This is a genomic window from Aeromonas sp. INTO2 (assembly GCF_049860605.1).
Taxonomy (GTDB): Bacteria; Pseudomonadota; Gammaproteobacteria; order Enterobacterales; family Aeromonadaceae; genus Aeromonas; species Aeromonas caviae.
The window spans coordinates 870,873-893,955 of sequence record NZ_CP187588.1; the positions used below are offsets into that span (position 1 = coordinate 870,873).

Genomic DNA, 23,083 nt, shown 5'->3' on the forward strand with positions numbered 1-23,083 from the left:
GGTCGCTGGCGTCAGGCCAGGGCGCATTATTTCTTGATGCGGATCACCGGGGTTTCGCCCACGGTCACGGCGCCAGTCATTTTCACCAGCTCTTTGATCTCGTCCATGTTGGAGATGACCACAGGCGTCAGGGTAGACTTGGCTTTGGCTTCCAGAACGGCCAGATCGAACTCGATGATGGTGTCACCGCGCTTGACCTGTTGACCTTCCTGAGCGATACGGGTGAAGCCTTCACCCTTCAGCTCGACGGTGTCGATACCGAAGTGAACGAACAGCTCGATACCAGAGTCGGACTCCAGAGAGAACGCGTGGTTGGTCTCGAAGATTTTGCCGATGGTGCCGTCGCACGGAGCAACCATCTTGTTGCCGGCCGGCTTGATGGCGATGCCGTCGCCGACGATCTTCTCGGCGAAGACGACGTCAGGCACATCTTCGATGGGGACGATTTCGCCGGACAGCGGAGCAAAGATTTCGATGCCGCCAGTGTCAGAACTGTCGTCGGAAACCAGTTTCTTCAGTTTGTCGAACAGACCCATAGTAAAAGCTCCTAGAGATGATTGTCGCTGTTTGCAGCCGATCTTAGCAGACTGCCTTCTGCTTAATAAAGTTATCTACGCACGCTTCGATTTCGGCGGCGGTGGCAAAGCTCAGCGCCTGGTCGGCCATGGCCTTCACATCTTCGAAGTTGGTGTTGCGGATAAGCTTCTTGATACGCGGTACAGAGATGGCGCTCATGGAGAACTCATCCAGACCCATACCCAGCAGCAGCAGGGTGGCGCGTTCGTCACCAGCCAGTTCACCGCACATACCGGTCCACTTGCCATTGTCATGGGAAGCGTCGATCACCATCTTGATCAGGGTCAGGACGGAGGGTGACAGCGGGTTGTACATGGCGGAAATCATCTCGTTACCACGGTCGACAGCCAGGGTGTACTGGGTCAGGTCGTTGGTACCGATACTGAAGAAATCCACTTCCTTGGCCAGATGATGAGCCATCACGGCCGCGGCCGGGGTCTCAATCATGATACCCACTTCGATGGATTCATCAAAGGCTTTGCCTTCGGCACGCAGTTCGGCTTTCAGCGTCTCCACGGTAGCCTTCAGGCTGCGGAACTCTTCGACGGAGATGATCATCGGGAACATGATGCGCAGTTTGCCGAAGGCAGACGCACGCAGGATGGCCCGCAGCTGGGCGTGCATGATGTCGGTGCGATCGAAGAAGATACGCACGGCACGCCAGCCCAGGAAGGGGTTCATCTCTTTCGGGAAATTCATGTAGGGCAGTTCTTTGTCGCCGCCGATGTCCATGGTACGGACGATAATCGGTTGATCCGGCATGGCTTCGGCCACTTCTTTGTAAGCCTTGAACTGCTCCTCTTCGGTCGGCAGCGCGTCACGGTCCATGAACAGGAACTCGGTACGGTACAGACCCACGCCTTCGGCGCCGTTGCGGATGGCACCTTCGGTATCCTTGACGGTCCCGATGTTGGCGCACACTTCGACCTGGTGGCCATCCAGGGTGATGGCAGGCAGGTCTTTGAGCTTGGCCAGCTCGTCCTTCTCTGCCTGGAACTGGGCCTGGAACTTCTTGGCTTCGTTCAACTGGTCGGCAGTCGGGTTGATGATGACCTGGTTGTTGATCGCATCCAGCACCAGCATGTCACCGTTCTTGACGCGCTCGGTGATGTCGTTGGTGCCCACGACGGCCGGCAGCTCCAGGGAGCGGGCCATGATGGAGGTGTGGGAGGTTCGGCCACCGATGTCGGTGACGAAGCCCAGCACGTATTTCAGGTTGATCTGAGCGGTTTCAGACGGGGTCAGGTCTTTGGCGACCAGGATGACCTCTTCGTCGATGGTGCTCAGGTTGACAACGGCGATGCCCAGTACGTTCTTGACCAGACGGGTGCCGATGTCACGGAAGTCGGTGGCGCGCTCACGCAGATAGGGGTCATCCAGATCGGCCATCATCTTGGCGTACTGTTCGATCACCTCGTGAACGGCTCTGTCGGCAGAGGCCTTGTGTTCTTTGATGAAGGATCTGATATCCCCTTCCAGCTCTTCATCTTCGAGCAGCATGATGTGGCCTTCGAAGATGGCCTCTTTTTCCTCACCGAAGGTGCGACCGGCCATCTCTTTGATGGCTTCCAGCTGTGCGGCTGATTTGGTGCGGGCTTCGAGGAAGCGGTTGATCTCGGCATCAATCTGTTCGGCGGGAATCTTGCCCTGATTGATAACGATTTCATCTTCTTTCAGAAGAAGCGCCTTGCCGAATGCGATACCGGGGGACGCAAGAATGCCAGATATCATAATCCTTCCTATTAAAACGACTGTGGGGGAGGAATAAAGCTGGATTACTCCAGCTCGTCCATCAGGGCAACCAGCTTCTCAACGGCTTTCTGAGCGTCCGGGCCGTCAGCCTGGATGGTCACGTTGGTGCCTTTGGTCAGACCCAGGGTCTGGAGCTTGAACAGGCTCTTGGCGCTGGCGGATTTGCCACCGGAGACCACAGTGATCTCGCTTTGGAATTCTTTGGCTTCTTTCACGAACTGAGCTGCAGGACGGGTGTGCAGGCCGTTTTCAGCAGTAATAACAACAGACTTCTCGTACATGGTTTCACCCCATATTATTGATATTGTTTGGAGAGATGGTCGCCAATGAGGCTTCCTGTCTCACCGTGTCAGTATGGATATGTTGTAAAGTAACGAAATCAGACCTGCAATGGTTTAATCCAGGTCAATTTTCTGTGCAGTATTCGGCGTCGTGGCCAGGTAATTTTTCGTTATCAGGCTGCAAGCCGCGTCAGGCCTGGCCTGAAATTATTTTCTAACGAAAAATAACACTTTGTTACCTTGTGATACCTTGCCAGCAAACACCTCGTGACGCCGCACAGGATATGAGATTTATCACAGAATGTCTGCTTTTTTTGTCATATCCAAGTTTGTTATTTTACCCCAAAAAATAAGGGGCCGAGTGGCACTGATGGCTAGAGAGTTTAGCGCATAATGAAAACGGCGCTCCGAGGAGCGCCGTCGTTTTGGTGTTGGCTGATCAACTACTGCTGCAATTCCTGCTCGCTGAACACACCGGCGAAGAGGGCGCTGGAGAGGTAACGCTCGGCGGCGCTCGGCAGGATGACGACAATCGTTTTCCCTTCGAACTCCGGCTGCTCGGCCAGACGATTGGCAGCGACCACGGCAGCGCCGGAGCTGATACCGGCCAGGATCCCTTCCTCTTCCATCAGGCGGCGGGCCATCTCGATGGCTTCGTCACTGCTCACCTGCTCGACGCGGTCCAGCAGGCTCAAATCCAGGTTGCCCGGGATGAAGCCGGCGCCGATGCCCTGGATCTTGTGGGGACCGGGCTTTATCTCTTCACCCGCCAGTTTCTGGCTGATGACAGGGGATTCGCTGGGCTCGACCGCCACGGAGACGATGGCCTTGCCTTTGGTCTTCTTGATGTAGCGGGAGACCCCGGTGATGGTGCCGCCGGTGCCGACGCCCGCCACGAACACATCCACCTCGCCATCGGTGGCGTCCCAGATCTCGGGGCCAGTGGTCTGCTCGTGGATTTCCGGGTTGGCCGGGTTTTCAAACTGTTGCAGCAGCACGTACTTGCCCGGCTCGGATTCGAGGATCTCGTTGGCCTTGGCAATGGCGCCCTTCATGCCGAGGGGGCCTTCGGTCAGCACCAGGTTGGCACCCAGGGCCTTGAGCAGTTTGCGGCGCTCGAGGCTCATGGTGGCTGGCATGGTCAGGGTGATGGGATAGCCGCGGGCCGCAGCCACGAATGCCAGGGCAATGCCCGTGTTGCCGCTGGTGGGCTCGATGATCTCCTTGCCCTTGGTCAGCACGCCGCGTTTCTCGGCATCCCAGATGAGGTTGGCACCGATCCGGCACTTGACGCTGAAACTCGGGTTGCGGCTCTCGATCTTGGCCAGCACGCGGCCCTTGGTAACACGGTTGAGACGAACAAGCGGGGTGTTGCCTATGGTCTGGCTGTTGTCCTCAAAAATTTTGCTCATGGTGCTATCCCTGTGTTTGTTAAGGCGATGAAACAAGATTACCCTGTGGTTTCTGAATGAGAAGTGACGAATCGTTATAACAATATGTTATTACAACATATAGAACTTATTCTCTCTTGCCGAGGGGGCTCCCGCTGCCTAGGCATCCAATGGAAGGGATCTCATGGGATTTGCAGGAAGCGACCGCTATCTCGCATCACAGGCACTGAAGATGGCCGTCGATGCCGCCATCGTGCTGGAGAAGCCGCTGCTCATCAAGGGTGAGCCCGGTACGGGCAAGACGGTGCTGGCGGAGGCGGTGGCCGAATCCCTGGGCGCCGAGCTCATCAGCTGGCACATCAAGTCCACCACCAAGGCCCAGCAGGGGCTCTACGAATATGATGCCGTCGCCCGGCTGCGAGACTCCCAGCTCGGTGACCCCAGGGTAGGGGAGATAGGCCACTACATCCGCCGGGGCAAGCTGTGGCAGGCCTTCAGCGCAGAGCTGCGGCCAGTGCTGCTCATCGATGAAATCGACAAGGCGGACATCGAGTTTCCCAACGATCTGCTGCTGGAGCTGGATCGGATGGAGTTCGATGTCTACGAGACCGGCGAGCGCGTGAAGGCGCGCCAGCGCCCCGTGGTCATCATCACCTCCAACAACGAAAAAGAGCTGCCGGACGCCTTCCTGCGCCGCTGTTTCTTCCACTACATCCGCTTTCCCGACAAGGCCGAGATGCAGGCCATCGTCAAGCTCCATTACCCCGACCTCAAGGAGCGGCTGCTCGACGAGGCGATGACGCTCTTCTTTGAGCTGCGTGCGGTAGAGGGGCTGCGCAAGAAGCCGTCCACCTCCGAGCTGCTGGACTGGATCCGGCTGTTGTTGGCGGACGACATCGCCCCCGAAGCCCTGCGCACCCGTGAGCCCGGCAAGCTGGTGCCCGCTCTCTACGGTGCCCTGCTCAAGACGGAGCAGGACTTGCACCTCTTCGAGAAGCTCGCCTTTCTGGCGCGCCGCGGCGGCTGAATGCTCATCGACTTCTTCCTTCACCTGCGCCGCCACAAGCTTCCTTGCAGCCTGCGGGAGTTGCTCGACCTCCACGCGGCGCTGGCAGCCAGACTGGCCAGCCTCGACATGGACGAGTTCTACCAGCTATCCCGCTGCCTGCTGGTGAAGGATGAGGCGCACTACGATCGCTTCGATCGCGCCTTCGCCGAGTATTACGAAGGGTTGGCCGCCATCCCCCTGTTGCCGGAGAGCCTGCCTGACGACTGGCTGCGCAAGGAGTTCGAGCGACTGTTAAGCCCGGAGGAGAAGGCGTTGCTCCAATCCCTTGGCGGGCTGGACCAGCTGCTGGCGACCCTCAACCAGCGGCTAAGCGAGCAGAAAGCGCGCCACGCCGGCGGCAACAAGTGGGTCGGCACCGGGGGCAGCAGCCCGTTCGGTCACGGTGGTTATCACCCGGAAGGGATCCGCATGGGGGGAGAGGGCCAGCACGGGCGGGCGACCAAGGTGTGGGAGGCGCGCCACTTTCGCAACTTCAGTGACGACTCGCCCCTGGGGCAGCGCGCCATCCAGCTCGCCCTGCGCAAGCTCAGGCGCTGGGTGCGCCGGGGCAATCCCGACGAGCTGGATCTCGACAACACCATCCAAAGCTCGGCCAGGCAAGGCTGGCTCGATGTGAAACTGCGGCCCGAGCGCCACAACGGGGTCAAACTGCTGGTCTTCTTCGACGTAGGGGGCTCCATGGATGCCCATGTGGCCGAGGTGCAGCGCCTCTTTTCGGCCCTGCGCCACGAGTTCAAGCACCTGGTGTTCTTCTATTTTCACAACTGCCTCTACGACTTCGTCTGGCAGGACAATGCCAGGCGCCATGATGATCGGTTCGATACCTTGCGGCTGCTGCGCACCTACGGCAGCGACTACAGGGTGATGGTGGTGGGGGATGCGAAGATGGGCCCCTATGAAATCACCTGGCCAGGTGGCAGCGTAGAGTACTGGAACGAGGAGCCCGGCCAGGTGTGGCTCGGGCGCCTGCAACAACATTTCCCCAAGATGGTGTGGGTCAATCCGCTGCCAAGGCAGGAGTGGCTGTGGCACCCCTCCATCAAGTTGATGAACGAATTGATCGGCGGGCGGATGCACCCGCTGACCCTGGCGGGTCTGGCTGCGGCCATCGACCAGCTGTGACCCTCTGAACCCTAAAAAACAGACAAGCCGGGATTGCACCCGGCCAGGAGCAAAGATGACCTCTATCGTAATCAGTGGCTCAGGCCTCTATACCCCTCCCTTTGCCGTCAGCAATGAAGCGCTGGTGGCGGCCTTCAACCAGTACGTGGATCTCTACAACGAGGAGAACGCCTCCGCCATCGATGCAGGGCAGCTGCCTGCCAAACAGCACTCGAGCTGCGAGTTCATCGAGAAGGCCTCCGGCATCAAGAGCCGCTATCTGGTGAGCAGCGAGGGGGTGCTGGATCCCGACATCATGCAACCGCTCATGGCGGAGCGCCCGGACGATCAGCCTTCCATCATGGTGGAGATGGCGGTGGCGGCCGCCGAGCAGGCGCTGATTGCCGCCGGTCGTGAACCGGGGGAGATCGATCTTGTCATCGTCGCTGCCTCCAACATGCCGCGCCCCTACCCGGCGCTGGCCATCGAATTGCAGCACTATCTCGGCGCGAGCGGCCTGGCATTCGACATGAACGTGGCCTGCTCTTCCGCCACCTTCGGGATCAAGACCGCCACAGACATGCTGGCGGCAGGTACCGCCCGGCTGGCGCTGGTGGTCAATCCGGAGATCTGCTCGGGTCACCTCAACTTCCGCGATCGGGACAGTCACTTCATCTTCGGAGACGCCTGTACCGCCGTGCTGCTGGAGCGGGAGGCCGATTGCCAGGTGGCCAACCCCTGGCAACTGGTGGCCAGCAAGCTGGTGACCCAGTACTCCAACAACATCCGCAACAACTTCGGCTTCCTGAACCGGCTCAGCCCGCGCACCCGCTACGGCGACGACAAGCTGTTCCGCCAGCAGGGGCGCAAGGTGTTCAAGGAGGTGCTGCCCCTGGTGTGCGATCAGATAGCCTCCCAGCTGGCGGAGCAGGGATGGGCGGCCGATGGCTTGAGCCGGCTCTGGCTCCATCAGGCCAACCTCACCATGAACCAGTTTATCGGCCGCAAGTTGCTGGGCCACGACGCCAGCCAGCAGGAGGCGCCTGTCATCCTCGACCGCTACGGCAACACCAGCTCGGCGGGTTCCATCATCGCCTTCCACCTCTTCAACCAGGATCTGCCGAGCGGGGCTCGCGGGGTGCTCTGCTCCTTTGGCGCCGGTTACTCCATCGGCAGCCTGCTGCTGCAGCGGCGCTGAGCACCCTGTTTTGCCCATAAAAAAGCCACCCGGGAGGGTGGCTTTTTTCATGCTGCCCGAGAGGCTTTTTTCAAGCGGGTTCGATGGTCAGCACCTGACATTGCGGTTCTTTTATCTGAAATTGCACGTTCACATCGAACAATCTGACACCGTACACCTTGTCATCCGGCTTGCCCTTCTTGTAAGCAGGGCGGGGATCCTGGGCCAGCACCTCCCTCACCAGTTCACGCAGCTCCGGGTGGGCCTTGAGCCAGGGGGCGAGCTGCTGCTCGGCCTGGGCGCTGAAGCTCACCGCCAGCGGCGGGGTGGGGGCATCGGGGGCGAAACCGCCACGGGCGTGGGGCAGGCTGTCGGCATAGGGGACATAGGGCTTGATGTCGACGACGGGGGTGCCGTCGAGCAAGTCCACGGCGCCCAGCTCGAGCCAGAGTTTGCCGCGCTCACGTCCCACCCCGTGCAGCTCGACCACGGAGAGGCCAAGGGGGTTGGGGCGGAAGGTGGAGCGGGTGGCAAAGACCCCGACCCGCTCGTTGCCGCCGAGGCGCGGCGGGCGCACCGTCGGGTGCCAGCCCTGATCCATGGTCTGGTGAAACACGAAGCTGATCCAGAGATGGGAGAATTGCTCGATGCCGCGCAGCGCATCGGGCTGATCGTAGGGAGGAAGCAGTTCGAGGCGGGCGCGAGCCGCGCTGACCAGGCCGGGCTGGCGGGGTATGGCGAACTTCTCCTTGTAGGGAGAGCGGATGATCCCTAGGGTATCGATATCGAACTTCATGGCGGATCCTGGCTGAAAACCCGGGCAATGTAGCACAGGCACGCCGAAAACGCAGGGGGAGTACCAGGACGCGGCCCCTGTGATCCCGATCCCAGACCCGGTGCCCGGGGGCTGTGTCCTGGTGCCAACTTGCGTAGGGTGGGGCGGCAAAAGGGGTGGCGGGGGAGCGGGCAAGGAGCCTGCTGCCCGCACCATGACGATATGCCTGGCGGCATCAGAGCGTGCCTGGGACGTGTGCTCACCATGCCAGGCCATGGCCGTTTCGGCTGCCCGTGGAGGGGCTGCAAGGAGAGGGCGCCATAGAGGAGAGACAGGGATGAAATTGTTGATTATCGGCGGCACCGGCTTTCTGGGTCGCCACCTGACCACGCTAGCCCTGGATTGGGGGCACGAGGTGACGCTGTTCAATCGCGGCCACCGCCAGCACCCGGATTGGCGGGAGCTGACCCAGCTTCACGGGGACAGAGACGGGGACCTGGCCCCCTTGCGGGGCGAAGGGCTGCACTGGGATCTGGTCATCGACACCTGCTGCTATCGCCCCGAACAGGCCGAAGGACTCTCTGACGCTCTGCTGGGGCGCTGTGATCGGCTCATCTTCATTTCCACCATCAGTGTCTATCACGATTTTTCCCAACCCGGCATGGATGAGTCGGCCCCCTTGCACGAGATAGCAGGAGCGCCCACCGACTACGGCCCCCTCAAGGTGCTGTGCGAGTCGGTGTATCGCGCCCGCTGGGGAGATCGCCTGTGCACCCTGCGCCCCGGCGTGCTCTGCGGCCCCTTTGACCCGACCGCTCGTCTTGCCTGGTGGGTGAGGCGGGTGCAGCGGGGCGGGCCCTGGCTCTTGCCGGGGCTGGGGGAGGACAGGCTGCAATACCTGGATGTGCGCGACTGCGCCGAGTTCGTGCTGCGGGCTGCCGAGCAGCGACTCGCTGGGTGCTTCAACCTGATCAAGCCCGGCATCGCACTGAACGACTGGGTGGAGCGCCTCGCTGCCCGGCTGACGCCAGCGACCCCCTTGCAGCTCGAGTGGGCTCCCTGGCGTGACCTGATGGCGGCAGGGGTGGCGCCCTGGCAAAGCTATCCCACGCTGCTGCCAAACGAGCTGCCCGAGTATGCTGGGTATGGCACCATCAGCGCCGAGGCCGCCATCGTTCATGGGCTGAACTTTCGCCCCCTGGAGGAGACGGTTGACGATCTGGTGGGATGGCTTGCCAGCAACCCCCGGGGGCCGCTGCCGGGCATGACCCATGACGAGGAACAGGCCTTGCGACGACGAGTGGAGGTTTCCTTGTCATCGAATGCGCATTAGCCGACATCATAAAGAAGAGGGCACCCCAGGGTGCCCTCTTCTCATGTGGGGTGTTCATCCATGACGGGGCTCAGCGCAGCAATGCCCCCGCGTCGGCCAGCAGGGTCCTCAGCACACTGCGATGGCAGCGGGACTCCTGTTCGCAGTAGCACCCCACCGAGAAATGGGTAGTGTGGGAGAGGGCGGCCAGCAGGGCCAGATCGTGCTTCGCGGCCGGGGCGGCCATCTCGGCCTTGTACTGCTTGCAGAAGGCGGTCCACCGGGCCGGGGTGTCGGCAGTCTGACCGAGTTTCATGGTCTCGGCGCTGGGGGCCAGATTGGGGAACCAGACGTCGTACCAATCCTGGCTGGCGAACGCCGCTTTGGGCACGCCGCGAGGGGGGCGACGCACGGTGCCGATGCGAAGTCCCTCATCCTCGAGGCGGGGGCTGCCGAGTCGCACGATGGCGATCGCCATGGCAGGACTTACTTCTCTTCGGCCACTTTCAGCGCCTGACCGTAGCAGATCACCTGCTTCAGGCAGCCGGGCACGTCGCTGAACTCGGCGCACTTGTCGAAGCTGACGCCGTTGCCCCCCATGTCCGCCACGCGGCGGCGGGCCAGGGTGCGGGCTTCACCGGCATTGGGCACCGCCTGGTTGGCATCGCTCTGGCAGGATTCCCCCTCGACGGTGCCGAGGTAGAGGTAGTTGAGGTCGGCGAGCTCGCTCTGCTCGTAGATCCGCACGCTCCCCGGCTTGAAGTACTCGTCGAAGTTTTCCTTGTCCAGATTGCTGTTGAAGGCGAAGTCGGCGCAACCGGAGGCAATCAGGGGCATCATCAGGATCAGGCGTTTCATATCGGCATCTTGTTGGGTGGCGAGTGGGCCATTATAGGGGGCAGTCGCCGATGGCGACCAGCCCCATTTTTAGCCATATCAATGGATTGTAGCGAGACGACCCCGGATCAGGCGGGGGCCAGTCGCCGGTGCAGGCTGCGGTAGTGATCATCTTCCAGCAGCTCCTGGTGGGGGGCACACAAACGGATGCGACCCTCTTCCATCAGGGCTACCCTGTCCATCCGTTCCAGCCCCAGCAGGCGGTGGGAGATGAGCAGCAGGGTGCGATCCGCCCCCAGGGTCAGCAGCAGATCCATGATCTCCCGTTCGGTCTGGGTATCGAGCCCTTCGGTGGGCTCGTCCAGCAGCCAGAGCGGTGCATCGTGGAGCAGGGCGCGGGCGATGCCGATGCGGCGGCGCTCCCCGCCGGAGAGCGGACGCCCGCCATCCCCGAGCCAGGCATCCAGTCCCTGTTCGGCCTGCTCACCCTCATCGTGGAGCAGAGTTCCGAGCCCCACCTGGGTGAGCACCTCGATGAGCCGTTCGTCGCTGGCTCCGGGGGCGGCCAGGGTGAGGTTGCCACGCAGGGTATCGGCAAACAGGTGGACCCGTTGGCTCACCACGGAGCAGGAGGCGCGCAGCGCCTCTTCGCTGTAATCGGTGAGGGGCTTGCCATCGAGCAGGATCTCCCCCGATAGGGCCGTCCACTCCCGGGTCAGCAACCCCATCAGGGTGGACTTGCCACAGCCGGTCTGCCCCAGCAGCGCCAGCTTCTCCCCGGCATGCAGTTGCAAGGTGCACCCTTGCAGCACGGGGGCATCCTGGCCTGGATAGGTGAAATGCAGGTCGCTTATCTGCACGGCACCCCGGGCAGCGGGGGCTTGCTGTGCTCCCCACTCCGGCGCTTTGGCCTCTTGCAGGATCTCGTTGAGACGGCGGGCGGAGGTGAGGCTGGTGGAGAGGTGCTGGAAGGCACCGGCCAGTGGCAGCAGCGCCTCGAAGCTCGCCAGGGTAGCGAACACCATGAGTGCCGTGATGGGGTCAGGGGAACTGCCACCGACGCCGTGACCGGCCAGCCAGAGCATCAGGGTCAGAGTCCAGCCGCTCAGCAACTGCACCGAGAAGGCGGCCAGACCGCTGACGCGGGCCATGCGGGCCTGGGCCCTGATCAGGGCCTGCTCCGCCTGCTGCAATCCGGTGAGCGCCTCGGGAGCGGCGGCGAACATCTGCAGTTCGGCCTGGCCGTCCAGATAGTCCACCATGCGGGTACGCAGGTTGGACTTCTCGGCGATGAGCTGGCGGCCCGGTGCGCGCCCGGCAAAATAGAAGACCAGGGGCAAGGCCAGCATGCCAAAGAGCAGAATGGCTCCCAGCGTCAGCGCCAGGCGACCATCGAAGAAGGAGAGGAAGAAGACCAGCCCGGCGCAGCTCAGCAGCGCCGCCCCAATGGGGGTGATGAGGCGCAGATAGACGTGATCCATGGCATCGATGTCGGCCACCAGACGGTTGAGCAGGTCAGCCTGGCGAAAACCGGCAAGGGAGCCGGGGGAGAGAGGGGAGAGCTTTTGCCAGAACCAGACCCGCAGCCGGGTCAGCACCCGGAAGGTGGCGTCGTGGCTCACGACCCGCTCGCCCCAGCGACTGGCGGTGCGCACGATGGAGAAGAAACGCACGCCCCCCGCAGGGGTCATGTAGTTGAAGGTGTCTCGGGTGGCGACCGCCAGCCCGGCGACGGCGGCGGCGGAGAGGAACCAGCCGGAGAGGGAGAGCAGGCCCATGCCGGCCACCAGGGTGACCAGGGCCAGCAGCAGGCCGATGGAGAGGCTGAGCCAGTGCTGGCGATAAAGGCGCAGGAACGGCAATAGATCAGTCATCGAGAGAGTCTCCGAAACCTTGGGATTGCGACAGGAGGCGGGCGAAGGGGCCCTGGGCCTCGCCGAGTGCGGCAAAACGTCCCTGCTCCACCAGCTTGCCGTGCGCCAGCACCAGGATGTTGTCCATCTGGCTGAGCTGATCGAGGCGGTGGGTGATCATCAGCAGGGTCTGACCTTGTGCGGCCTGTTCGAGGGCGCTCATGACGGCCCGCTCAGAATGGCGATCCAGGCTGGCAGTGGGTTCATCCAGCACCATCATCTGGGTCGTCTTGAGCAGGGTACGGGCAAGGGCGATGCGCTGGGCCTGGCCGACGGAAAGGCCGCCCGCCTGATCCCCGACCCGATAGTCCAGCCCTTTCTCATTGACGAACTCCCAGGCCTGGGCGCGCTTGAGCGCGGATTCCAGCTCGGCGTCGCTGGCGGATGGTCTGGCCAGCAGCAGGTTGTCCCGCAGGGAGCTGTGGAAGAGTTGGGGATTCTGGGAGAGCCAGCCTAGCTGCTGGCGCCACTGACTGATGTCCAGGGTACGAAGCTCCACTCCGTTGACGCACAGGGAACCGCGATAGGGGGCAAAACCGAGCAGGGCGTTGACCAGGGAGCTCTTGCCCGCGCCGCTGATGCCGACCAGGGCTGTGCGCGTGCCGGCTTCCAGCGTGAAATCGAGGGGACCGACCAGCACCTTGCCCTCGGCGCTCAGCACTTCCAGGCTGCGGGCTTCTACCTTGACGGGGCCATCCGCATGGAAGGGGAGCGTCCCGGAGGCGGGTTCGCTCACGTCGGCCTCGAGAAATTCCAGCAGTTGTTCGGCGGCGCCAATGGCCTGTGCCTTGGCGTGATAGTAGGCACCGAGTTCCCGCAGCGGCGCGTAGAACTCGGGGGCGAGGAAGAGCACGAACAGGCCGGTAAAGAGGGTGACCTTGACGCCATAGCTGCCAAAGTTGAGGTGATCGATGTAGGAGAAACCGAAGTAGACGGCCACCAGGGCCACCGCGATGGCGGCGAAGAACTCCAGCACGGCCGTGCTCAGGAAGGCGAGGCGCAGCACCTCCATGGTGCGCTCGCGAAAATCTTCCGATGCATCGCGGATGGCCTCCCCTTCCGCCCGGGTACGCATGAAAAGCTGCAGGGTGCGCAGCCCCTTGAGGCGATCGAGGAAGTGGCCTGAGAGGCGCGCCAGCGACTGGAAGTTGCGGCGGTTGGCATCGGCGGCGCCCACCCCCACCAGGATCATGAAGAGAGGAATGAGCGGGGCCGTGCCGAGCAGAATGAGGCCCGCCGCCCAGTTGACCGGGAACACGGAGACCAGGATCACCAGGGGAATAAAGACGGCGATGGCCATCTGGGGCAGATAACGGGAGAAGAAGTCCTGCATCTCTTCGATCTGCTCGAGCAGCAGGCTGGCCCAGCTACCGGCGGGGCGACGCTGGATATAGGCAGGGCCGAGCCTGGCGAGGCGGGTGAGCACCAGCTCACGGATGGCCTGGCGCACCGCACTGCCCGCCTTGAAACTCGCCACCTCGCGGCCATAGGCCAGGGCCGCCTTGGTCAGGGTCACCAGCAACAGACTGATGAAGAGGGGGGCGGAGTGCTCCGGCGTGGAGCCTTCGATGATGAAACCGTGCAGCAGGGTCGCCAGCAACCAGGCCTGCATCACCATCAGGACGCCCTGACCCAGCCCGAAGGCGATGGAGATGCCGATCCAGCGCCGACCATGGCCCGATTGTTTGCGCAACCAGCCATAGAGATGTTTCTGTCTGTTCTTGTCCATTACCACCCTCCTCAAACGAGTGGCGCAAGACTATCGTCGCCCCCACGGCTTGGCAACCTTGCAGAACCGGGCGGATGAACATCATTGTGTGAAAAATCGGCTTCATGCTCATTAGTTGGCCGAACAGCTTGATTTATGGCAAAAAATGCGAGGTCGGTGATTGCGCTCGGCGGCAAAATGCATATAGTAGAGGCCACTGACGCGGGTGTAGTTCAATGGTAGAACGGTAGCTTCCCAAGCTGCATACGTGGGTTCGATTCCCATCACCCGCTCCACATTCCAGATGGCGGCACGCGCCGTTGTCCATATCAGCCAGATGGCTGTCTGTCGTGGGGATTCCCCATCACACCGAGCACGTTTTGATGCCTAGCGGGCATCGTATAATGGCTATTACCTCAGCCTTCCAAGCTGATGATGCGGGTTCGATTCCCGCTGCCCGCTCCAGCCTTCACACAAAAAGCCCACTCCTGCGAGTGGGCTTTTTGTTGTGCTCTTTTTGAGGGGGCAAGTTGCCTGGGGGGGGCGGACTTGCAGACATGGAAAAGGCGCCACAGGGCGCCTTTTCAACTCGGGAGTGGGGAGGATTACTCCTGCTCCAGCTCGCCGCAGAAGCGATAGCCTTCGCCATGGATGGTGGCGATGATCTCCGGGGTGTCACCCACGCTCTCGAAGTGCTTGCGAATACGGCGGATGGTCACGTCCACGGTGCGGTCGTGGGGTTTGAGTTCGCGGCCCGTCATCTTCTTGAGCAGCTCGGCACGGGTCTGGATCTGGCCCGGGTTCTCGCAGAAGTGCAGCATGGCGCGGAACTCGGAGCGGGGCAGCTTGAACATGTCGCCAGCCGGGCTGACCAGGGCGCGGCTGTTGATGTCCAAAGCCCAGCCATTGAACAGATAACGTTCTACCAGCTTCTTCTCTTCGCCACCGGCGGCCACGTTCATGGTGCGACTCAGCAGGTTGCGGGCACGGATGGTCAGTTCACGGGGATTGAACGGCTTGGTGATGTAGTCATCTGCGCCGATCTCCAGCCCTAGGATCTTGTCCACTTCGTTGTCGCGACCGGTCAGGAACATCAGGGCGATGTTGTCATCTTCACGCAGCTCGCGCGCCAGCAGCAGGCCGTTCTTGCCCGGCAGGTTGATGTCCATGATCACCAGGTTGATGGTGTGGCTGGTCAGGGCCTGGTGCATCTCGTCACCGTTGTTGGCTTCCAGCACGATGTAGCCTTCGGCTTCGAAGATGCTCTTGAGGGTGTTGCGGGTGACCAGCTCGTCTTCGACGATCAGAATATGTGGTGTTTGCATGAGTATTCCCAGATTCCTATCAGTTAATTATCGAAATTTTAACACTCTTTGGCGTTATCCGACCGGTCCTGAAAATTTATTACGTCATCCTGGGTATGAATATCAGGTCGAATCATCGCGAATTTGGTAACTATGTCGGCAAGCATCCCTGTGCCGTACATGGGCTCTCAACAAGTCTGAACATAGAGAAGCCCGGAGAGGTAGTCCATTACAAAAGTTGCTGCATTTTATCAGTTAACAGGCGCATAACAACACTCTTTGCCGTCAGATAGCAACTTTTTAACTCAGCTTTGATATAAGTCAATCCCCGAGTTCGCTGCATCATACTTGGGCTGACCCGCTTTTTCGCCCTTAATAAATGTAATGGGATGTAACATGTGGTTGACATGACTTTGTGGGAAAACTACAGAAAAGTGTGCTTCATCGCCCCCTTTGCGCCTCCCAGCTGCCCAGCCTATGCCATTGTCACGGCCTGGAACCCGGCCAGCCGGTGGGTGGGGCTGCGCCGCAATGCCCGTCGCCAGCGAGCCCTTGTCCGGCAAGTGGGCGAGTGTCCCGTCATGGGAGAGGTCTGGGGGAGCGATGAGGATGAGCGCTGGCAGGAGGCGTCGCTATTGTTGCCGCTTTCGCTGCCAGAGGCTATCCGGCTGGCCGCCCGATTTGGCCAGAATGCCCTCTATTGGGTGCGTGAAGGAGAGCTCTGGCTGGTGCCCGTGTTGCTGGAAGGGCCGCCCTGTCATCTGGGGGCGCTTGCGTCCCGCTGGCGGCTCAGGCCTTCGGGCTGACATGGCCCCCCGCCATCCGCACAGGGCACCCGGCCGGTGGATTGTCAGCGCCCCGACATGATGAAAGAATGAGCGGACACATTTCACTCCATGGAAGGATGATGATCATGCTGGACCTGCTGCCCGACCTTTGCGATGAACATGGCGACGCCCTTAGGATCGCTGACCCCCTGTTTCAGGACTATGGCGGCAAGGCGCTGTTTTACGGCGAGGCCGTGACCCTCTCCTGCTTTGAAGACAACAGCCTGGTGCGTGAGCTGGTCAATCGTCCCGGCCATGGCAAGGTGATGGTGATCGACGGGGGCGGCTCCCTGCGTCGGGCGCTGCTCGGGGATCAGCTGGCCATCAAGGCGGTGGAGCAGGGGTGGGAGGGGATCCTCATCAACGGGGCCGTGCGGGATGTGGGGACGCTGGCGACCCTGGCGCTGGGGGTCAAGGCTCTGGCCCCCTGTCCGGTCAAGACCGAAAAACGGGGCCTGGGGACGCTGGACACCGTGGTCTCTTTTGCCGGTGTGACCATAGCGCCCGGCGACTATGTCTACGCCGACCTCAACGGTGTGCTGGTGAGCGGCGCCAGGCTCCTCTGAACCTCAGAAGTTGAAGCCCACGCCCAGAGTGAGAAAGTGTTCCGTGCTGAAGGCACTGAGTCCGTAATTGGCTGTGATGGCCAGGGAGGGTGTCACCAGCAGGCTGCTGTTGAGCTCAACCAGAGTGCTGGCCTTGCTCACCTCCAGCTGCTTGAGCTGGCTGCCGATGTTGAGTGACGGGGAGAGGCGATAGCGCACCCCAGAGCTGATATTGAACCCGGCCTGCCCACTTTGGGGGCCGATGGCGGGGCCGGCCTCCATATAGAGGCTGATGTCATCCTGAAGCGGGTATTGATAGCCGGTATTGATGAGCCAGAGGTCGAAATTGTCGCCAAGGTGGCTCTGGTTGCCGAGCAATACGCCGGAATAGCTTTTGACGTAGAGCGGGTTGTCCGATTCGGTCTGGAGAAAACTCCAGTCGGCGGCCTGAGCCGAAAAGACGAGGCTGGATGCCATTGCGATGACGAGAGACTTGACCATTCGTTTCCCCTCCCTGGGTCCGAACAGGACTACAAGCATGGCACATGCCAGCGGGGAGTAAAGGGAACCCCGATCACAATAAAAGAGTTTTGATTGACGCCGCAGCCATGGTACACAGGCCCCTCACTCCGTGTCGTTACGACACGCTCCATCACGAGGTGAACTGATGAACAACAAACTGATCCTGCTGGCCGCTCTGGCCCTGGGAGGCTGCGCCATGACTACGGGTTCCACGCTGGCACAATTGCAGGCATCGACCTGGCAACTGCAAGGGGCGAGCGGTGATACCTTCACCCTGCAGGTCGCCGGTGACAAGGTGGCGGGCAAGGGCGGCTGCAACCGCTACTTTGGCGGCATCACAGAGCAGGGTGACGGCGTGTTGACGCTGGGCGCCATGGGTTCGACGCGCATGATGTGTGCGGGGGATCTGGCCGGCAAGGAGATGAACTACCTGCAGACCCTGGAGAAGGTGGCGAGCTTCCAGATCAGCGGCAAACAGCTGGTACTCAAGGATGCCGACAAGGCCACCTTGCTGACCTTTGACGCCGTGAAATAAGCCGGGATCTCGTCAAAGGCTGTCGCAGGCGACCCCTGCGCCAGCGTGCATAAGAATGTGATAAGGGACACCATGGCGTCCCTTTTTGTGCCTGATGCCGGGTCATCCCCCTCGCTGGAAGCGAAACCGCTTCTTGCGCCGGTAGGGATAGACATCCTCGAACACCCCCTCCTTGATGTTGCTCTGCAGCATCTTCCAGTAGTTGGCATCGAACAAGTCCTTGTGCACCTGCATCATGATCTCCCGCACCTGGGGCTTTTGCAGCAGGAAGGTGGCGAACTCCTCGGGGAAGATGTCGTTGGGGGCCACCGAGTACCAGGGTTCGGCGCTCCACTCGTCCTCCGGGTAGCGGGGCGGCGGGATCTGGCGGAAGTTGCATTCCGTCATGTAGCAGATCTCGTCGTAGTCGTAGAAGACCACCCGGCCGTGGCGAGTCACCCCGAAGTTCTTGAACAGCATGTCGCCGGGGAAGATGTTGGCCGCCGCGAGCTGGCGGATGGCGTTGCCGTACTCCTCCAGGGCGAGGCGGGTCTGCTGTTCGTCCGCCTGATCCAGATAGAGGTTCAGGGGGATCATCTTGCGCTCGGTGTAGAGGTGTTTGATCACCAGCTTGTCGGCGGTGAGGGTAAGCGCAGAGGGCGCCACCGCCTTGAGCTCGGCCAACAGCTCCGGCGAGATGCGATCGAGGGGAAACTCGAAGTTGGTGAACTCCTGGGTATCTGCCATGCGGCCCACTCTATCGTGCTGTTTTACCAGCCGGTATTTCTCCTTCACCTGCTCGTGGCTCACCTCCTTGGGCGGGGTGAACTCGTCTTTTATCACCTTGAACACCACATCGTAGGAGGGGAGGGTGAACACGCTCATCACCATCCCCTTGATGCCGGGCGCAATGACGAACTGCTCCCGGCTCTGGGCCAGGTGCTGCTGGTAGTGACGATAGAGCTCGGTCTTGCCGTGTTTCTGGCAGCCGATGGCGTTGTAGATTTCATAGTCCGGCTTGCGGGGCATGATCTGGCGAAGGAAGGCCACAAAGAGCGCCGGCACCGGGGCATAGACCATGAAGTAGGCGCGGGCGAAGCCGAACACGATGGAGGCCAGCTCTGGCTCGAAGATGACGGTGTCCACATAGATGCTCTGACCGGTGCTGAGCAGGGGCAGGATGAAGGGATAGACTTCTCCCTTCACCCGGATGAGCCCCACCAGATAGGCTCCCTTGTTGCGATAGAACACTTCCCTGAGCAGCTCGATGGCGAAGGGCTCCTCGTGCAGGATGGCCGGGCCGCTCTCTGCCAGATGGCGGTGGATGTCCATGATGTCCCGCTGCTTGTCTTCGAAAGGGAGGGTGAAGCTGTAATCCCCGAGCAGCTGGCTCAGGGTCTGGGGCAGGTGGGAGAGATCGGTGCGATAGATACGCAGCAAGGATCCCAGGTCAGGCTTGTCGCCCCGGCTTACGAAGGGGTGGATATAAAGGTTCTCGTCGCGGATGTTGCGATGGCGGAAGATGCGGCGATAGACGGAATTGAAGAAGGACTCCGCCACCTCGAAGTTCTCGCAGCGGGGCAGGAGATCGCTGAAGGCGCCTTTCACCTGCTTGAGCAGGGCCTGGGTCGGCAGCTGCTCCCCCATCATCTGTTTGATCTGCGCCGTGGTGGCGCCGACATGGTGATCATAGAGGCGGATGCGCTCTCGACCGGCGAGCTGCACCCCCAGCCAGTCGCTGTTCTCGAAACGGCTCTTGCTGCCCTGGGTTATCTCGAGAAAGCGGCTGTAAAACGACTCAAAACGTTGCAGGATCGTCTCGGCGACCGCCTGCTCCAATGGCTGCTGCATCTCTCTCTTCCTTGTGAACTGTCGGGCCCATGGCGTCAGTGCCCGGAGGCGGCGGACTCGCGTCCAAGGCCACTATGGCAACATCCAAACATCTGTTCAAGTGGCAATATTTCGGGATAAACGGTAGATTGCGCCCCTGTTTTGCCGACGGTTCGCCGCAGTTCGCGGCGTCGGCCCCATCCTGGAGAGAACCCGATGAAACTCTATTTTGTGCTGGTGTCGCCCGCCCGTGCCGCCAACGTGGGGGCTGCTGCCCGCGCCATGAAGACCATGGGCTTCGATGCCATGCGACTGGTGGGGAGCCGGGTGCACGAAGAGGAGGAGGCGAGCTGGGTTGCCCACGGGGCGCAGGAGATCCTGACGGACGCGCAAGCCTTCGACACCCTGGAAGAGGCCTTGGCGGACATGGATCTGGTGGTCGCCACCACCGCCCGGCAGCGCGGCCGCTACCAGCACTACCTCACCCCGGCGGACATTCGCGACCAGATCCGGGCCAAGCCCTCTCTCGAGAAGGTGGCCATCGTGTTTGGCTGCGAGGAGTCCGGACTCTCCAACGAACAACTCGCCCAGGTGGATCTCATCAGCTACCTGCCTCTCAAGGTCTCATACCCGTCCCTGAACCTGGGTCAGGCGATCATGCTGTATGCCTATGAGCTGAGTCCGCTGCTCGATGACCAGAAAGTGAGCGACGAGCAGGACGTAGCAGAAAATTTCGAGAGTGCTGGGCAGGTTCGCGTGCTGAAATCAAAAACAGCAGAATTGCTTGGTGAACTCGGAGTTTCGCAGGATGAAAAACTGCATCAATGGGTGATGGACCGAGTGCCCATGCTGCCGCAGCGGGATCTCAATATGCTCCATCTGCTCTGCAAAGACCTTGCCCGCAAGTTTGGCAAGGAGGTTTAGGTTGACAGCCCCTCGCCGGGCGCGGTATTGCTAACAACCAGATTCGTTCAAGAGTGTTCGTCATGCAGCTATTCACCAACGTCATCACCACCACCATTATTACCGGTACCACCACAGGTGGCACTGGGGCCGGTTGATGCGCTGACGAACAAGCACAGAAATCAGAAAAAGGCCCGTACCCACCCAGTACGGGCCTTTTTTGTTGGATTGTTTTTAGACCAATTAGCAGATCAATTTGCAGGGAATACAGGGAGATAGCGATGAGAGTGTTGAAATTTGGCGGGTCGTCACTGGCCGACGCAGAGCGTTTCTTGCGGGTTGCCGATATCGCGGTGAATACCCACGGCCAATCCCAGGTGGCCCTGGTGCTGTCGGCACCGGCCAAGGTGACCAATCACCTGGTCGCCCTGGTGGAACAGACCAGTCGCGGCATGGATGCAAGCAGTACCCTGTTCGAGATCAACGGCATCTTCTCCCGCCTGCTGGCCGGCTTGAAGGCCGCCTATCCCGCGCTGGATGACAAGGCGCTGCAGGCTCGTTTGACCAGCGAACTGGATCAGGTCGAGCGGCTGATGCAGGGTATCCGTTTGCTGGGGCTGTGCCCGGACAACGTCCAGGCCCGCATCCTGAGCCGTGGCGAGAACCTCTCCATCGCCTTCATGCACGAGCTCTTGCGGGTGCGCGGCATCGAGCTGGATCTCATCGTGCCCGAGCAGTTGCTGGTCACCGATGGCGGCTACCTCGAAGCCCATGTGGACATCGAAGCCTCCCGCCTGCGCTTCGCCGCCAAGGGTCTGCGTTCTGACTGCCTCTACCTGATGCCGGGCTTCACCGGTGGCAGCGACAAGGGCGAAACCGTGCTGCTGGGCCGCAACGGCTCCGACTATTCCGCAGCCGTGCTGGCCGCTTGCGTGGACGCCGAGTGCTGCGAGATCTGGACCGACGTGGAAGGCTGCTACAACTGCGACCCGCGCCTGGTGCCGGATGCCTACCTGCTCAAAACCCTCTCCTATAAAGAGGCGATGGAGCTCTCCTACTTCGGTGCCAAGGTGCTGCACCCGAAGACCATCGCCCCCGTGGCCCAGTTCCACATCCCCTGCCTCATCAAGAACAGCTTCAACCCTCAGGGTCCGGGTACCCTCATCGGGGTCGATCAGGGGGATGACGATCTGAAGGTGAAGGCGATCTCGGATCTCTCCGGCATGTGCATGTTCAACGTCTCCGGTCCCGGCATGAAGGGCATGGTGGGCATGGCCGGTCGCATCTTCTCCGCCGTCTCCCGCGCCGGGGTCAGCATCGTGCTGATCACCCAGTCGTCCTCCGAGTACAGTGTCAGCTTCTGTATCCACAGCTACGACAGCGACAAGACCCGCAAGGTGCTGGAGCGCGAGTTCGAGCTGGAGTTCAAGAACCAGTTGCTGGACCCGCTCGAGATCATGACCGATCTGGCCATCATCTCCCTCATCGGTGACGGCATGCGTACCTCCAAGGGGATGGCGGCGCGCTTCTTCACCTCCCTGGCCCAGGCCTCCATCAACATCGTCGCCATCGCGCAAGGGTCGAGCGAGCGCTCCATCTCCGCGGTCGTGCGCTCCGGCAAGGTGGCGGAAGCCATCAAGGCGTGCCACCAGAACTTCTTTGGCAGCCAGCAGTTCATCGATCTCTTCGTGGTCGGGGTGGGCGGCGTCGGTGCAGCCCTGGTGGATCAGATTGCCCGCCAGCAGCCGGTACTGGCCGAGCAGGGCACCGGCCTGCGTGTAGTGGGCATCGCCAACAGCCGTCAGATGGCGGTCAACAAGGACGGTCTGGCCCTCGCCAACTGGCGTGAACAGCTGGTGGAAGCACAAGGCAGTTTCAGCCTGGAGGCGGTGAAGAAGCTGGTGGAAGAGAGCCACCTCATCAACCCGGTGATCGTCGATTGCACCTCGAGCGAAGCCGTGGCCGTCCAGTACGCCGACTTCCTCGGGGCCGGTTTCCACGTGGTCACCCCGAACAAGAAGGCCAACACCGGGTCGCTGGATTACTACAAGGCGCTGCGTCGCACCGCCCGCCAGACCCGCCGCAAGTTCCTGTACGAGACCAACGTGGGCGCTGGCCTGCCGGTCATCGAGAACCTGCAAAACCTCATCAAGGCCGGCGACAAGCTGCGCGCCTTCGACGGCATCCTGTCCGGGTCGCTCTCCTTCATCTTCGGCAAGCTGGACGAGGGGATGGCCTTCTCCGAGGCTACCCAGATCGCCCGCGGCAACGGCTTCACCGAGCCGGATCCCCGCGATGACCTGAATGGCATGGACGTGGCTCGCAAGCTCCTGATCCTGGCCCGCGAGGCCGGCATGGGGCTGGAGCTCTCCGATGTGGAGGTGGAGCAGGCACTGCCGCCGGGCTTTGACGTGAGCGGCGACGTGGAAGCCTTCATGGCCCGCCTGCCCGAGGCCGACGGCTGGTTCCGCGACCAGTTCGCGGCGGCCCAGCGTGAAGGCAAGGTGCTGCGTTACGTCGGCTCCATCGAGGGTGGCAAGTGCAAGGTAGCCATCAAGGCGGTGGGTGGCGACGAGCCCCTGTTCAAGGTAAAAGACGGGGAGAACGCGCTCGCCTTCTTCTCCACCTATTACCAGCCCATCCCCCTGGTACTGCGCGGCTATGGCGCAGGAACCGAAGTGACCGCCGCCGGTGTCTTCGCCGACGTGCTGCGCACCCAGAACTGGAAGCAGGAGCTGTAACATGA

General features: G+C 61.5%; 21 protein-coding genes, 2 tRNA genes and 1 other annotated feature. Of the genes, 11 read left to right on the forward strand and 12 right to left on the reverse strand.

All coding sequences use genetic code 11. From position 1 onward, the window contains the following. Positions 1-26: 26 nt before the first annotated feature. From crr to cysK, 4 genes are all read right to left on the reverse strand, one after another. Positions 27-536 (reverse strand): PTS glucose transporter subunit IIA, encoded by a 510-nt coding sequence (gene crr, locus ACPW74_RS04180; protein WP_010673569.1) that lies wholly within the window; start codon positions 534-536, stop codon positions 27-29. A gap of 43 nt (positions 537-579) precedes the next feature. Next, complete coding sequence (gene ptsI, locus ACPW74_RS04185) at positions 580-2,307, reverse strand: phosphoenolpyruvate-protein phosphotransferase PtsI (RefSeq protein ID WP_323918104.1); 1,728 nt, start codon at positions 2,305-2,307, stop codon at positions 580-582. Between the two features lie 44 nt (positions 2,308-2,351). Continuing rightward, complete coding sequence (locus tag ACPW74_RS04190; protein ID WP_005303128.1) at positions 2,352-2,609, reverse strand: HPr family phosphocarrier protein; 258 nt, start codon at positions 2,607-2,609, stop codon at positions 2,352-2,354. 443 nt (positions 2,610-3,052) lie between these two features. Continuing rightward, on the reverse strand, positions 3,053-4,021 hold the full coding sequence (gene cysK, locus ACPW74_RS04195; protein WP_010673571.1) for a cysteine synthase A: 969 nt from the start codon (positions 4,019-4,021) through the stop codon (positions 3,053-3,055). A gap of 163 nt (positions 4,022-4,184) precedes the next feature. Here cysK and ACPW74_RS04200 point away from each other — a divergent pair, with 163 nt between their 5' ends. Genes ACPW74_RS04200 through ACPW74_RS04210 form a run of 3 tightly spaced genes read left to right on the forward strand, consistent with a single transcriptional unit; the run spans position 4,185 to position 7,368 of the window. Next, a complete protein-coding gene (locus ACPW74_RS04200; protein WP_425858577.1) occupies positions 4,185-5,027 on the forward strand; it encodes an AAA family ATPase in 843 nt (280 codons plus the stop codon). Next, positions 5,028-6,191, forward strand: coding sequence for a vWA domain-containing protein (locus tag ACPW74_RS04205; RefSeq protein ID WP_425858578.1), 1,164 nt, complete (start codon positions 5,028-5,030; stop codon positions 6,189-6,191). 55 nt (positions 6,192-6,246) lie between these two features. After that, positions 6,247-7,368, forward strand: a complete 1,122-nt coding sequence (locus ACPW74_RS04210) for a beta-ketoacyl-ACP synthase III (RefSeq protein ID WP_425858579.1) — start codon at positions 6,247-6,249, stop codon at positions 7,366-7,368. A gap of 70 nt (positions 7,369-7,438) precedes the next feature. Here the strand turns inward: ACPW74_RS04210 and tsaA are convergent, their stop codons facing one another. Next, complete coding sequence (gene tsaA / locus ACPW74_RS04215) at positions 7,439-8,143, reverse strand: tRNA (N6-threonylcarbamoyladenosine(37)-N6)-methyltransferase TrmO (RefSeq protein ID WP_201936433.1); 705 nt, start codon at positions 8,141-8,143, stop codon at positions 7,439-7,441. Between the two features lie 316 nt (positions 8,144-8,459). Here tsaA and ACPW74_RS04220 point away from each other — a divergent pair, with 316 nt between their 5' ends. After that, positions 8,460-9,455 carry an NAD-dependent epimerase/dehydratase family protein gene (locus ACPW74_RS04220; RefSeq protein WP_270822283.1) on the forward strand — a complete coding sequence of 332 codons (996 nt, stop codon included), beginning with the start codon at positions 8,460-8,462 and terminating at the stop codon, positions 9,453-9,455. A 70-nt stretch (positions 9,456-9,525) separates the two neighbouring features. Here the strand turns inward: ACPW74_RS04220 and ACPW74_RS04225 are convergent, their stop codons facing one another. From ACPW74_RS04225 to cydD, 4 genes are all read right to left on the reverse strand, one after another. Further along, complete coding sequence (locus ACPW74_RS04225; RefSeq protein ID WP_039039351.1) at positions 9,526-9,912, reverse strand: DUF488 domain-containing protein; 387 nt, start codon at positions 9,910-9,912, stop codon at positions 9,526-9,528. A gap of 8 nt (positions 9,913-9,920) precedes the next feature. Beyond that, positions 9,921-10,292 (reverse strand): Rcs stress response system protein RcsF, encoded by a 372-nt coding sequence (gene rcsF, locus ACPW74_RS04230; protein WP_010673578.1) that lies wholly within the window; start codon positions 10,290-10,292, stop codon positions 9,921-9,923. A 107-nt stretch (positions 10,293-10,399) separates the two neighbouring features. After that, positions 10,400-12,145 (reverse strand): heme ABC transporter ATP-binding protein/permease CydC, encoded by a 1,746-nt coding sequence (gene cydC, locus ACPW74_RS04235; RefSeq protein ID WP_425858580.1) that lies wholly within the window; start codon positions 12,143-12,145, stop codon positions 10,400-10,402. Then, positions 12,138-13,913: a heme ABC transporter permease/ATP-binding protein CydD gene (gene cydD / locus ACPW74_RS04240; RefSeq protein WP_425858581.1), complete on the reverse strand. Its 1,776-nt coding sequence runs from the start codon at positions 13,911-13,913 to the stop codon at positions 12,138-12,140. Before cydD ends, cydC begins: the two co-directional genes overlap by 8 nt. Before the next feature lie 201 nt (positions 13,914-14,114). Here cydD and ACPW74_RS04245 point away from each other — a divergent pair. Next, a tRNA-Gly gene (locus ACPW74_RS04245) sits at positions 14,115-14,188 on the forward strand. A 94-nt stretch (positions 14,189-14,282) separates the two neighbouring features. Next, positions 14,283-14,357 (forward strand) — tRNA-Gly (locus ACPW74_RS04250). 140 nt (positions 14,358-14,497) lie between these two features. Here ACPW74_RS04250 and arcA read toward each other — a convergent pair. Further along, a complete protein-coding gene (gene arcA, locus ACPW74_RS04255; RefSeq protein WP_010673581.1) occupies positions 14,498-15,217 on the reverse strand; it encodes a two-component system response regulator ArcA in 720 nt (239 codons plus the stop codon). A 386-nt stretch (positions 15,218-15,603) separates the two neighbouring features. On the opposite strand from arcA, the gene ACPW74_RS04260 reads away from it, so the two are divergent. Both ACPW74_RS04260 and ACPW74_RS04265 read left to right on the forward strand, forming a co-directional pair. Further along, positions 15,604-16,002 (forward strand): DUF3293 domain-containing protein, encoded by a 399-nt coding sequence (locus tag ACPW74_RS04260; protein WP_082180751.1) that lies wholly within the window; start codon positions 15,604-15,606, stop codon positions 16,000-16,002. A 107-nt stretch (positions 16,003-16,109) separates the two neighbouring features. After that, a complete protein-coding gene (locus tag ACPW74_RS04265; RefSeq protein ID WP_042015815.1) occupies positions 16,110-16,589 on the forward strand; it encodes a putative 4-hydroxy-4-methyl-2-oxoglutarate aldolase in 480 nt (159 codons plus the stop codon). A 3-nt stretch (positions 16,590-16,592) separates the two neighbouring features. Here the strand turns inward: ACPW74_RS04265 and ACPW74_RS04270 are convergent, their stop codons facing one another. Further along, the gene (locus ACPW74_RS04270) at positions 16,593-17,069 is read right to left on the reverse strand and encodes a hypothetical protein (protein ID WP_039039355.1); all 477 of its coding nucleotides are present in this window, start codon (positions 17,067-17,069) and stop codon (positions 16,593-16,595) included. 166 nt (positions 17,070-17,235) lie between these two features. Here ACPW74_RS04270 and ACPW74_RS04275 point away from each other — a divergent pair, with 166 nt between their 5' ends. After that, entirely contained in the window at positions 17,236-17,625 is a 390-nt protein-coding gene (locus ACPW74_RS04275; protein ID WP_039039356.1) for an META domain-containing protein, read from the forward strand. A gap of 102 nt (positions 17,626-17,727) precedes the next feature. Here the strand turns inward: ACPW74_RS04275 and aceK are convergent, their stop codons facing one another. Then, positions 17,728-19,455, reverse strand: a complete 1,728-nt coding sequence (gene aceK / locus ACPW74_RS04280) for a bifunctional isocitrate dehydrogenase kinase/phosphatase (protein ID WP_052814840.1) — start codon at positions 19,453-19,455, stop codon at positions 17,728-17,730. Positions 19,456-19,650: 195 nt separating this feature from the next. On the opposite strand from aceK, the gene ACPW74_RS04285 reads away from it, so the two are divergent. Together ACPW74_RS04285 and thrA are read left to right on the forward strand one after the other, a co-directional pair. After that, entirely contained in the window at positions 19,651-20,358 is a 708-nt protein-coding gene (locus ACPW74_RS04285; RefSeq protein WP_039039357.1) for a tRNA/rRNA methyltransferase, read from the forward strand. 68 nt (positions 20,359-20,426) lie between these two features. Continuing rightward, positions 20,427-20,561, forward strand: a sequence feature (Thr leader region). Positions 20,562-20,618: 57 nt separating this feature from the next. Further along, on the forward strand, positions 20,619-23,078 hold the full coding sequence (gene thrA / locus ACPW74_RS04290) for a bifunctional aspartate kinase/homoserine dehydrogenase I (protein WP_288212497.1): 2,460 nt from the start codon (positions 20,619-20,621) through the stop codon (positions 23,076-23,078). Positions 23,079-23,083: the final 5 nt, after the last annotated feature.

Coding starts and splice junctions, on each gene's coding strand:
- ACPW74_RS04210 (WP_425858579.1), top strand. CDS start 6,247: ATGACCTCTATCGTAATCAGTGGCTCAGGCCTCTATACCCCTCCCTTT.
- cydD (WP_425858581.1), bottom strand. CDS start 13,913: ATGGACAAGAACAGACAGAAACATCTCTATGGCTGGTTGCGCAAACAA.
- ACPW74_RS04225 (WP_039039351.1), bottom strand. CDS start 9,912: ATGGCGATCGCCATCGTGCGACTCGGCAGCCCCCGCCTCGAGGATGAG.
- ACPW74_RS04275 (WP_039039356.1), top strand. CDS start 17,236: ATGAACAACAAACTGATCCTGCTGGCCGCTCTGGCCCTGGGAGGCTGC.
- aceK (WP_052814840.1), bottom strand. CDS start 19,455: ATGCAGCAGCCATTGGAGCAGGCGGTCGCCGAGACGATCCTGCAACGT.
- thrA (WP_288212497.1), top strand. CDS start 20,619: ATGAGAGTGTTGAAATTTGGCGGGTCGTCACTGGCCGACGCAGAGCGT.
- cysK (WP_010673571.1), bottom strand. CDS start 4,021: ATGAGCAAAATTTTTGAGGACAACAGCCAGACCATAGGCAACACCCCG.
- ACPW74_RS04190 (WP_005303128.1), bottom strand. CDS start 2,609: ATGTACGAGAAGTCTGTTGTTATTACTGCTGAAAACGGCCTGCACACC.
- arcA (WP_010673581.1), bottom strand. CDS start 15,217: ATGCAAACACCACATATTCTGATCGTCGAAGACGAGCTGGTCACCCGC.
- crr (WP_010673569.1), bottom strand. CDS start 536: ATGGGTCTGTTCGACAAACTGAAGAAACTGGTTTCCGACGACAGTTCT.
- ACPW74_RS04260 (WP_082180751.1), top strand. CDS start 15,604: ATGACTTTGTGGGAAAACTACAGAAAAGTGTGCTTCATCGCCCCCTTT.
- ACPW74_RS04220 (WP_270822283.1), top strand. CDS start 8,460: ATGAAATTGTTGATTATCGGCGGCACCGGCTTTCTGGGTCGCCACCTG.
- ACPW74_RS04270 (WP_039039355.1), bottom strand. CDS start 17,069: ATGGTCAAGTCTCTCGTCATCGCAATGGCATCCAGCCTCGTCTTTTCG.
- ACPW74_RS04205 (WP_425858578.1), top strand. CDS start 5,028: ATGCTCATCGACTTCTTCCTTCACCTGCGCCGCCACAAGCTTCCTTGC.
- ACPW74_RS04200 (WP_425858577.1), top strand. CDS start 4,185: ATGGGATTTGCAGGAAGCGACCGCTATCTCGCATCACAGGCACTGAAG.
- tsaA (WP_201936433.1), bottom strand. CDS start 8,143: ATGAAGTTCGATATCGATACCCTAGGGATCATCCGCTCTCCCTACAAG.
- ACPW74_RS04285 (WP_039039357.1), top strand. CDS start 19,651: ATGAAACTCTATTTTGTGCTGGTGTCGCCCGCCCGTGCCGCCAACGTG.
- rcsF (WP_010673578.1), bottom strand. CDS start 10,292: ATGAAACGCCTGATCCTGATGATGCCCCTGATTGCCTCCGGTTGCGCC.
- ACPW74_RS04265 (WP_042015815.1), top strand. CDS start 16,110: ATGCTGGACCTGCTGCCCGACCTTTGCGATGAACATGGCGACGCCCTT.
- cydC (WP_425858580.1), bottom strand. CDS start 12,145: ATGACTGATCTATTGCCGTTCCTGCGCCTTTATCGCCAGCACTGGCTC.
- ptsI (WP_323918104.1), bottom strand. CDS start 2,307: ATGATATCTGGCATTCTTGCGTCCCCCGGTATCGCATTCGGCAAGGCG.